The organism is Albidovulum sp. (assembly GCF_041919395.1).
GTDB lineage: Bacteria > Pseudomonadota > Alphaproteobacteria > Rhodobacterales > Rhodobacteraceae > Albidovulum.
In genome coordinates this window covers 1-3,254 of the sequence record NZ_JAYRTX010000168.1, presented here as the reverse complement: position 1 = coordinate 3,254, position 3,254 = coordinate 1, and the positions used below count along the sequence as shown (strand labels likewise).

The 3,254-nt window shown below is 66.9% G+C and carries 3 protein-coding genes and 1 pseudogene; all 4 read right to left on the bottom strand.

The features are described from left to right. On the bottom strand, positions 1 to 775 hold a 775-nt coding region (locus tag ACMUOO_RS16855; protein WP_413855776.1), incomplete at its 3' end, for a translation initiation factor IF-2 associated domain-containing protein. Further along, on the bottom strand, positions 772 to 1,401 hold the full coding sequence (locus ACMUOO_RS16850) for an RNA-binding protein (protein ID WP_301919712.1): 630 nt from the start codon (positions 1,399 to 1,401) through the stop codon (positions 772 to 774). The genes ACMUOO_RS16850 and ACMUOO_RS16855, both read right to left, overlap by 4 nt. 23 nt (positions 1,402 to 1,424) lie before the next feature. Further along, complete coding sequence (gene nusA / locus ACMUOO_RS16845; RefSeq protein WP_301919713.1) at positions 1,425 to 3,029, bottom strand: transcription termination factor NusA; 1,605 nt, start codon at positions 3,027 to 3,029, stop codon at positions 1,425 to 1,427. Then, positions 3,030 to 3,254 (bottom strand): annotated as a pseudogene (locus ACMUOO_RS16840) (ribosome maturation factor RimP); the annotation flags it as partial. It lies immediately after the preceding gene.

Genomic DNA, 3,254 nt, shown 5'->3' with positions numbered 1-3,254 from the left:
CGTCGCGAACCTGCTTCTCGGCCTTGTGGCCCATGCCCAGGGCCTTGGCGCGGGCCTTTTCCTGCTTGCGCTTCATCGCCGCGAGCGAGCGCTGCCGCCCGCCTTCGTCGAGCGCCTCGGACAGAGTAAGCTTGCCGGCCCTGCGGCCCTCGTCGCCGCGCTTGGCGCCGCGGTCGCGGTCGCCGCCAGCGCCGCGATCGTCACGCTCGCGATCGGTCTTGCGCGGACCACCGACGGGGACGCCCTTGGTCTCGGCACGGGACGCGGCCGCCTGCACGGCAGCCTGATCGACCGGCGCGGGCTTGGCAGCGGCCGGTTTCTTGAAGTCTTCCTTGCGTGCGGCGCGTGCTTCGGCCTCCTCGGTGCGGCGCGCTTCTTCCTCGGCCTTGAGCCTCAGCGCTTCTTCGCGCTCACGCTCCTCGCGCTCCTTGGCTTCGGCATCGGCGCGGCGACGCTCCCGCTCCTCCTCGCGCTGGCGCTCTTCCTCGGCGCGACGAACGGTTTCTTCAGCCTCGCGCGCCTTGGCGGCTTGCAGCGCCTTCAACCGGCGCTCCATCTCCGCGTCGGAGATTCCGGCAGGCCGGCGCGAGGGATCGCCGAGCGTCGGCGTCCCCCCGGGTCCGGAGGGTGCGCCACCCGGCTTCGGCACGACGATCCGCTTGCGCTTCGTCTCGACGACGACATTCTTCGTCCGGCCGTGGCTGAAGCTCTGCTTCACCTGACCGGAACGCCCGCCACCGAGGCCAAGGGGTTTCTTGCCGTCTGTATCGCTCATGCCGTCTTCGTATCCTTCCCGGCGTCCGTTCCGCCGATTGTCGCGCGCAAGCCCGACAGTTTCGCGGCTTCCTCTACAACACGTTGGGAGAGTCCGCCAGCGCCGAGCGCGCCATGTATCACACTATCTCGCCCGAAGGCCAGCCCGAGCTCGGACGCCGTCAGGCAGCCGAACCATCGCCCGCCCTGCGGCGTCCAGAGCTTGCCCTTTCCGCGATCAGATCCGTCGGAGGCCTGCAGGAGAACCTTGGCCTTGCCATCGGCGAGCCAGCCCTTGACCTTCTCGAACCCGGCCACGGCAAGCCCTGCCTTTCGTGCGAGGGATATAAGGTCGACCACACGCCGCGCCAAGCCGGCCTCGACCAGACCGGCGAGACCCTCGGGCACGGTAACCGGCATCCGGGCCGCGCGGGAGAAAAGGCCCTTCTTCGCCGCGGTCTCGATCGCGGTCCGGTCCGCCGTCACCCAGATGCCGCGGCCGGGCAGCTTGCCGGCGAGGTCGGGGACGACCATGCCCTCGGGCGACACGACGAAACGCACAAGCCCGGCCTTGGGCTGCACGTCACCCGTGACGATGCAGCGCCGCTCCGGCTCATCCCTGTTCGTGTCGCGTCCCCCGCGGGTCATATGCCCATCCCCCGAGGCCCATGTCAGGCCTCGGCCTCCTCGTCTTCGGCCTCGTCGCCGGCCGCCAGCTCAGCCGGGTCGACCCAACCGAGCTGGATCCGGGCCGTCATCACCAGGTGCTGCGCCTCTTCAAGGCTCATGTCGAACTTCTCCAGAAGCCCCTCGTCCTTCACGCGCTCGCCGTTCACGGTGGTCCAGCCGCCGGCCAGTTCCCAGTCGGCGCAGGTGGCGAAATCTTCCAGTGTCTTCACGCCATCTTGTGCCAGAGCCTCGATCATCTGCGGGGTGAGCCCCTCGAAATCCACCAGGCTGTCCTCGACGCCCAGCGCCCGGGCGTTTTCCAGCGCCTTGCGGTTCTGCTCCTCAATCACGTCACGCGCGCGCGCCTGCAGCTCGGCGGCGGTGGCCTCGTCCACGCCCTCGATCGACAGAAGCTCGTCCATGTCGACATAGGCAACTTCTTCGAGGTTGGTGAAGCCTTCCGAGACAAGAAGCTGGGCGAAGAACTCGTCGAGATCGAGCGAATCCATGAAGAGCTTCGTCCGTTCGGCGAACTCGGCCTGACGGCGACGGCTTTCCTCCTCTTCCGTCAGGATGTCGATGTCGAGGCCGGTCAGCTGCGAGGCGAGCCGCACGTTCTGGCCCCGCCGCCCGATGGCGAGCGACAGCTGCTCGTCGGGCACCACGACCTCGATCTTGCCGGCCTCCTCGTCGATGACGACCTTCGCGACCTCGGCGGGTTGCAACGCGTTCACGAGGAACGTCGCCTGATCCTCGTTCCACGGAATGATGTCGATCTTCTCGCCCTGAAGCTCGTTCACCACCGCCTGCACGCGGCTGCCGCGCATGCCGACGCAGGCGCCGACGGGGTCGATGGAGCTGTCATAGGAGATGACACCGATCTTGGCGCGGCTGCCGGGATCGCGGGCGACGGCCTTGATCTCGATGATACCGTCGTAGATCTCCGGCACCTCCATCTTGAAAAGTTCCGCCATGAACTGCGGGTCGGTGCGCGACAGGAAGACCTGCGGCCCACGCGGCTCGCGCCGGACGTCCTTGATGTAGCAGCGGATGCGGTCGTTCGGGCGGTAGCTTTCGCGGCCGATCTTCTCGTTGCGGCGCAGGATCGCTTCGCCCCGGCCGATATCGACGATGATGTTGCCGTATTCCTCGCGCTTGACCACGCCGTTGATGATCGTGCCCTTGCGGTCCTTGAATTCCTCATACTGACGGTCGCGCTCGGCCTCGCGGACCTTCTGCAGGATCACCTGCTTGGCCGATTGCGCCGCGATGCGGCCAAGGTCCACAGGCGGCACCTCGTCGACGATCTCGTCGCCGACCTTGGGATCGGCAAGGTATTGCTTCGCCTGCTGCACCGTGACCTGCGCCTGGTAGTTTTCCACCGCGTCATCCTCGACCACGGTGCGGACGCGGGTGAAGTTCGCCCGGCCCGTCTTGCGGTCGATTTTCACGCGGATGTCCATTTCCGAGCCGTAGCGGGACTTGGCGGCGCGGGCGAGGCTCTCCTCCATCGCCTCGATGACGAGCACGGGGTCGATCATCTTCTCGCGCGCGACGGCCTCGGCCGTTTGCAGAAGTTCCAGCTGGTTGGCAGAGGTGATGGCCATTCAGTCCTCCTCGGGAGTGTCTTCTTCGATATGGTCGAATGCGGCTTCGTCCACGTGCTCCGTGGCCTTCTTCTGCCGCAGCATTTCGGTGATAAGTTCGTCCGTCAGCACGAGCTTGGCGTCGGCGAGCCAGTCGAACCTTAGCCCGATGGTGCCTTCCTCGATCTCGATCAGAACCTCGTCGCCCATCGTCCCGGCGAGCCGGCCCTTGAAGCGCTTGCGCCC

Coding starts and splice junctions, on each gene's coding strand:
- ACMUOO_RS16850 (WP_301919712.1), bottom strand. CDS start 1,401: ATGACCCGCGGGGGACGCGACACGAACAGGGATGAGCCGGAGCGGCGC.
- nusA (WP_301919713.1), bottom strand. CDS start 3,029: ATGGCCATCACCTCTGCCAACCAGCTGGAACTTCTGCAAACGGCCGAG.